Annotated in this window: 7 protein-coding genes; all 7 read left to right on the top strand. The window is 71.8% G+C overall.

From position 1 onward, the window contains the following. Nucleotides 1–1,356, top strand: a 1,356-nt coding sequence (gene rho, locus AE652_RS32370) for a transcription termination factor Rho (protein ID WP_049658079.1), incomplete at its 5' end; no start/stop codon positions are given. Between the two features lie 140 nt (nucleotides 1,357–1,496). Further along, nucleotides 1,497–2,609: an LCP family protein gene (locus AE652_RS32365; RefSeq protein WP_049658077.1), complete on the top strand. Its 1,113-nt coding sequence runs from the start codon at nucleotides 1,497–1,499 to the stop codon at nucleotides 2,607–2,609. Between the two features lie 138 nt (nucleotides 2,610–2,747). Then, entirely contained in the window at nucleotides 2,748–2,969 is a 222-nt protein-coding gene (gene rpmE, locus AE652_RS32360; protein ID WP_030057539.1) for a 50S ribosomal protein L31, read from the top strand. A 132-nt stretch (nucleotides 2,970–3,101) separates the two neighbouring features. Then, the gene (gene prfA / locus AE652_RS32355; RefSeq protein ID WP_049658075.1) at nucleotides 3,102–4,181 is read left to right on the top strand and encodes a peptide chain release factor 1; all 1,080 of its coding nucleotides are present in this window, start codon (nucleotides 3,102–3,104) and stop codon (nucleotides 4,179–4,181) included. Nucleotides 4,182–4,244: 63 nt separating this feature from the next. Further along, nucleotides 4,245–5,111, top strand: a complete 867-nt coding sequence (gene prmC / locus AE652_RS32350) for a peptide chain release factor N(5)-glutamine methyltransferase (RefSeq protein ID WP_049658073.1) — start codon at nucleotides 4,245–4,247, stop codon at nucleotides 5,109–5,111. 116 nt (nucleotides 5,112–5,227) lie between these two features. Next, nucleotides 5,228–5,875, top strand: coding sequence for an L-threonylcarbamoyladenylate synthase (locus tag AE652_RS32345; RefSeq protein ID WP_049658072.1), 648 nt, complete (start codon nucleotides 5,228–5,230; stop codon nucleotides 5,873–5,875). A gap of 14 nt (nucleotides 5,876–5,889) precedes the next feature. Continuing rightward, nucleotides 5,890–6,549, top strand: coding sequence for a protein-tyrosine-phosphatase (locus tag AE652_RS32340; protein ID WP_369808349.1), 660 nt, complete (start codon nucleotides 5,890–5,892; stop codon nucleotides 6,547–6,549). Nucleotides 6,550–6,590 lie beyond the last annotated feature (41 nt).

Below are 6,590 nucleotides of genomic sequence, written 5' to 3'. Positions count from 1 at the left end.
GGCCCGCCAGGGCCGTACGGTCCGGCTGACCAGGCCGAGCAGCAGGGCCGTCAGGGCCAGCAGACCCAGCAGCCGCAGGCCCAGCAGCAGGGCGGCTACGAGGACGACGAGTTCGGCGAGGGCCGCCGCGGCCGGCGCGGGCGCTACCGCGACCGCCGCGGCCGTCGTGGCCGTGACGGCTTCGAGGCCGCCGGCGTGGCCGAGCCGCAGGTCGGCGAGGACGACGTCCTGATCCCGGTCGCGGGCATCCTCGACATCCTCGACAACTACGCGTTCGTGCGCACCTCCGGCTACCTGCCGGGCCAGAACGACGTCTACGTCTCGCTCGCCCAGGTCCGCAAGAACGGCCTGCGCAAGGGTGACGCCATCACCGGTGCGGTGCGCCAGCCGCGCGAGGGCGAGCGCCGCGAGAAGTTCAACGCCATGGTGCGCCTGGACTCCGTCAACGGCATGGACCCGGAGAGCGGCCGCGGCCGCCCCGAGTTCAACAAGCTCACCCCGCTCTACCCGCAGGAGCGGCTGCGCCTGGAGACCGACCCGGGCGTGCTGACCACCCGGATCATCGACCTGGTGTCGCCGATCGGCAAGGGCCAGCGCGGTCTGATCGTCGCGCCGCCGAAGACCGGCAAGACCATGGTGCTCCAGGCGGTCGCCAACGCGATCACCCACAACAACCCCGAGTGCCACCTGATGGTCGTCCTGGTCGACGAGCGTCCGGAAGAGGTCACCGACATGCAGCGGTCGGTGAAGGGCGAGGTCATCTCCTCGACCTTCGACCGCCCGGCCGAGGACCACACCACCGTCGCCGAGCTGGCCATCGAGCGCGCCAAGCGCCTGGTGGAGCTGGGCCACGACGTGGTCATCCTGCTGGACTCGATCACCCGCCTCGGCCGCGCCTACAACCTGGCGGCGCCGGCCTCCGGCCGCATCCTGTCCGGTGGTGTCGACTCGACCGCGCTGTACCCGCCGAAGAAGTTCTTCGGCGCCGCGCGCAACATCGAGAACGGCGGCTCGCTGACCATCCTGGCCACCGCGCTGGTCGAGACCGGCTCGCGCATGGACGAGGTGATCTTCGAGGAGTTCAAGGGCACCGGCAACATGGAGCTCAAGCTCGACCGGAAGCTCTCGGACAAGCGCATCTTCCCGGCCGTCGACGTGGACGCCTCCAGCACCCGCAAGGAGGAGATCCTGCTCGGCAGCGAGGAGTTGGCCATCGTCTGGAAGCTCCGCCGGGTGCTGCACGCGCTCGACTCGCAGCAGGCGATCGAGCTGCTCCTGGACAAGATGAAGCAGACCAAGAGCAACGCCGAGTTCCTGATGCAGATCGCCAAGACCACCCCCGGCTCCGGCGACTGACCGTAGCCGGACGGCTGTCGAAGCACGGAACCCCGGATCGCGCGAGCGGTCCGGGGTTCCGTGCGTCCTGGCCGCTTTGTTCCAGAGTCGGGACACCTTGGGGGCGTTTGGATCATGTTGTCCGATTTACTCTGGACCGTATGGCCGAGCACAAGAGGGTCCTGAGTCGCCGCCGCAGAATCCTGCGGACGGCCGCCTGCGCGTTCGCCGCGCTCGTCGTCCTCGGCGCCGGCGCGGGCCTCTTCGCCTACTTCAGGCTCAACGGGAACATCACGAGCGTCGACATCGACGCCCGGCTCGGCGACGCCCGGCCGCCGGCCGCCACCGACGGCTCCTTCAACATCCTGGTGCTCGGCTCCGATTCGCGGGCCGGCGACAACGGCTCGGTCGCCGGCGGGGACACCGGCGGCACCGCCCGCTCGGACACCGCGATGGTGGTGCACGTCAACCAGGCCCACTCCGGCGCCCAGATCGTCTCGATCCCGCGCGACACCCTGGTCGCCCGCCCCGACTGCGTCGACGCGAACGGCAAGCCGGTGCCCGGCGCCAAGCGCGCGATGTACAACAGCGCCTTCGAGAGCGGCGGCGCGGCCTGCGCGGTCAAGACCACCGAGCAGCTCACCGGGCTGCGGATGGACCACTACCTGCAGGTCGACTTCGCCGGCTTCGCCCGGGTCGTGGACGCGATAGGCGGGGCCACCGTGACCACCACGGTGGCCATCCACGACAAGGACAGCGGGCTCGACCTGCCGCCCGGCGAGCACCACCTGGACGGGCAGCAGGCGCTGGCCTTCGTGCGCACCCGGCACGGCGTCGGCGACGGCAGCGACCTCGGCCGGATCGAGCTCCAGAAGCAGATGGTGAAGTCGCTGCTGCAGCAGGTCGGGGGGAGCGGGATGCTCACCAACCCGGTCAAGCTGTGGTCGGTCGGCGACACGGTGACCAGGAGCATCACCACCGACTCCGCGCTCGGCTCGGTGAACTCGCTGGTGGGGCTGGCCCAGGAGCTCAAGGGGATAGGCCCGGACCAGCTGAGCATGGTCACCCTGCCGGTGGAGACGGCCCCCAGCGACCCGAACCGGGTGGTCCCGCTGCAGCCGCAGGCGGGGCAGGTCTGGGCGGCGCTCAAGGCCGACCAGCCGTTCCCCTCCGCGATCGTCTCCGAACAGCCGGAGAACCCCGCCCAGGCAACCCCCACGGCCCCCGCGCCGGCCGCGGGGAAGCCGTCCGCGAAGGCCACCGCCACGCGCTGAGGGGGGTCCGGAATATCCCGGAACGCGACCCGGTTTGGGAAGATGCGGCCGGTCCTGGCAGACTGGTCCGTCGGTCCCGGTTCACGTGCGGCGCCCCAGCCGCCGACCCGGTACCCTCCCGAAACCTAGGAGAACCCCTTGAAGCCCAACGTTCACCCCGAGTACGTGGTCACGCGCGTGACCTGCACCTGCGGCGCCGAGTTCACCACCCGCTCGACCGAGACCAGTGGCGAGATCCGCGCCGAGGTCTGCTCGCAGTGCCACCCGTTCTACACCGGCAAGCAGAAGATCCTCGACACCGGTGGCCGCGTGGCCCGCTTCGAGGCCCGCTTCGGCAAGCAGCACAGCGCGAAGGCCTAGCGCTCCCTCGGCGCCGGTTCCCGGTGCCCCCGTACTCGTTGTCGGGGGCGCTGGGGGCCGGCGCCGTTCGCGTCCCCCCGCGAATTCCCCACCCCCCACACGTTTCCGAGTCACCGGGAAGAAGGCCACCCCATGTTCGAGGCAGTCGAAGAGCTCCTCGTCGAGCACGCCGACCTCGAGACGAGGCTGGCCGACCCGTCCGTCCACGCCGACCAGGCCAACGCCCGCAAGCTGGCCAAGCGGTACGCCGAGCTGACCCCGATCACCCGGGTCTACCGGCAGTGGCGGCAGGCCGGCGAGGACATCGAGGCCGCGCGCGAACTCGCCGCGGAGGACCCGGAGTTCATCGCCGAGGCGAAGGCCTCCGAGGCCCGCAGGGACGAGCTCACCGAGGAGCTGCGGCTGCTGCTGGTGCCGCGCGACCCGAGTGACGACAAGGACGTCATCCTGGAGATCAAGGCGGGCGAGGGCGGCGAGGAGTCCGCGCTGTTCGCCGGCGACCTGCTCCGGATGTACCTGCGCTACGCGGAGCGGATCGGCTGGAAGACCGAGATCATCGACTCCAACGAGTCCGACCTCGGCGGCTACAAGGACGTCTCGGTGGCCGTGAAGACCAAGGGCAACGCCGAGCCCGGCCAGGGCGTCTGGGCCCGGCTGAAGTACGAGGGCGGCGTGCACCGCGTGCAGCGCGTCCCCGCCACCGAGTCCCAGGGCCGCATCCACACCTCCGCGGCGGGCGTGCTGGTCACCCCCGAGGCGGAGGAGGTCGAGGTCGAGATCGTCGCCAACGACCTGCGGATCGACGTCTACCGCTCCTCCGGCCCCGGCGGCCAGTCGGTCAACACCACCGACTCCGCGGTCCGGATCACCCACCTGCCGACCGGTATCGTGGCGTCCTGCCAGAACGAGAAGAGCCAGCTCCAGAACAAGGAGCAGGCGATGCGCATCCTGCGTTCGCGGCTGCTGGCCGCCGCGCAGGAGGAGGCCGAGCGGGAGGCCTCGGACGCGCGCCGCAGCCAGGTCCGTACGGTCGACCGCTCCGAGCGGATCCGCACGTACAACTACCCCGAGAACCGCATCTCGGACCACCGCACCGGATTCAAGGCGTACAACCTGGACCAGGTCCTGGACGGCGAACTGAACGCGGTGATCCAGTCCTGCGTCGACAAGGACGCGGAGGCCAAGCTCGCCGCCGCGGCCCAAGAGAACTGAGACCGGCGCGCCCCAGCCCGCGCTTCGCCCGAAGCCGGAGCGCAGAAACAAGAGGTCGTACGGATGAACCTGCTGCTCGCCGAGGTGGCCCAGGCCACCCAGCGGTTGGCCGCGGCCGGCGTGCCGTCGCCGCGCTTCGACGCGGAGGAGCTCGCCGCCTACGTCCACCGCGTCAAGCGCAGCCAGCTGCACACGGTGAAGGACGCCGACTTCGACGCCCGCTACTGGGAGGCGGTCTCCCGCCGCGAGGCGCGCGAGCCGCTCCAGCACATCACCGGGCGGGCGTTCTTCCGCTACCTCGAACTGGAGGTCGGCCCCGGGGTGTTCGTGCCCCGGCCGGAGACCGAGACGGTCGTCGAGTGGGCGATAGACGCGGTGCGCGACATGGACGTGGCCGAGCCGCTGGTGGTGGACCTGTGCTCCGGCTCCGGCGCGATCGCCCTCGCCCTGGCCCAGGAACTGCCGCGCTCCACCGTGCACGCCTTCGAACTGGACGAGGGGGCGCTGGAGTACACCCGGCGCAACATCGAGGCCAGCCCGGACCGCGCCCGGGTCACCCTGCACGCCGGTGACGCCACCAAGGCCTTCGAGGACGACCGCTCCTGGGACGGCCGCTTCGACCTGGTCATCTCCAACCCGCCGTACATCCCGCTCACCGAGTGGGAGTACGTCGCGCCGGAGGCCCGCGACCACGACCCGCAGATGTCCCTGTTCTCCGGCGAGGACGGCCTGGACACCATCCGCGGCATCGAGCGGGTCGCGGCCCGACTGCTGCGCCCGGGCGGCGCGGTGGTGATCGAGCACGCCGACCAGCAGGGCGGCCAGGTGCCGTGGATCTTCAACGAGGAACACGGCTGGACGGACACCGCCGACCACCGCGACCTGAACAACCGGCCCCGCTTCACGACCGCCCGGAGGGTCGGGTCGTGAACAGTCGGGCACAGGACGACGGCCCGGAGGGTCGGGTCGTGACCACCGAGCACCGTACGACGGCGCGCAAGGCTGCGCTGTAACGCCATGAGCCACTCCGGAAGGGGACCGCACCGATGAGCCGCCGTTACGACTGTGCCGATGCCGGGGACCGCGCCACCGGTCTGCGCGAGGCCGCCTCGGCCATCCGCCGCGGCGAACTCGTCGTGCTGCCCACCGACACCCTGTACGGGGTCGGTGCGGACGCCTTCTCCCCGGAGGCGGTCGGCGAGCTGATGGCCGCCCGCGGCCGCGGCCGCAACACGCCCTCGCCGGTGCTGGTCGGCTCGCCGACCACCCTGCACGGCCTGGTCACCGACTTCTCCGAGCAGGCCTGGGAGCTGGTCGACGCCTTCTGGCCGGGCGGGCTCACCCTGGTCGCCCGGCACCAGCCCTCACTGCGCTGGGACCTCGGCGACACCCGCGGCACCGTCGCGGTCCGGATGCCGCTGCACCCGGTCGCCATCGAGCTGCTGAACAGCACCGGCCCGCTGGCCGTCTCCAGTGCCAACCGGATCGGCGGGGTCTCCCCGCTGACCTGTGACGAGGCACAGGCCCAGCTCGGCGACGCGGTCTCGGTCTACCTGGACGGCGGGGCGGCCGAGGACTCCGCCACCTCGTCGATCGTGGACGTCACCGGCAAGGTCCCGGTCCTGCTGCGGGCCGGTGCGATCAGCGTCGAGCAGCTGAGGGAGGTCGTCCCCGACCTGGAGGCCGGCAGTTGACGCCCACCGCCTCGCTGCACGCCGGGCCGGGCATAGCGCCGTACCTGAGCGTGGGCCCCAGGCCGCTGGACCACTTCCGGATCCTGTTCGTCTGCACGGGGAACATCTGCCGCTCGCCGATCGCCGAGCGGCTGACCCGGCGTGAGCTGGACACCCGACTGAGCCCCCGGGTGGCCGGCCGGATCCTGGTGGAGAGCGCCGGTACCTGGGGCCACGAGGGCGCGCCGATGGAGGACCACGCCGCGACGGTGCTCGACGAGTACGGCGCCGACAGCGGCGGCTTCACCGGCCGCGAGCTGCTGGACGAGCACGTGGTCGAGGCCGACCTGGTGCTCACGGCGACGCTGGACCACCGCGCCCAGGTGATCTCGATGGGCCACGAGGCGGGGCTGCGCACCTTCACGCTGAAGGAGTTCACCCGCCTGGTGCGGACGATAGACCCGGGCACCCTGCCGGACCCGAGGCGCGGCGCCGACGTCACCGAGCGGGCCCGCGCGCTGGTCCGGGCCGCCGCCGCGCTGCGCGGCTGGCTGCTGGCCGCCACGCCGGAGTCGGACGAGGTGGACGACCCGTACGGGGCGCCGATCGGCATGTTCCGCAACTGCGGCGAGGAGATATTCCACGCGGTCGACCCGGTGGTCACCGCGCTGACCGGCGTCCCCGCGCCGCGCTGACGGGCCGGGCCCGGGCAGGGCGCCGCACGGGGCCGTTCGGC

The organism is Kitasatospora sp. MY 5-36 (assembly GCF_001182915.1).
Lineage (GTDB): Bacteria > Actinomycetota > Actinomycetes > Streptomycetales > Streptomycetaceae > Kitasatospora.
The sequence above is the reverse complement of the archived record's forward strand: the minus strand, read 5'-3'. Positions and strand labels throughout refer to the sequence as shown.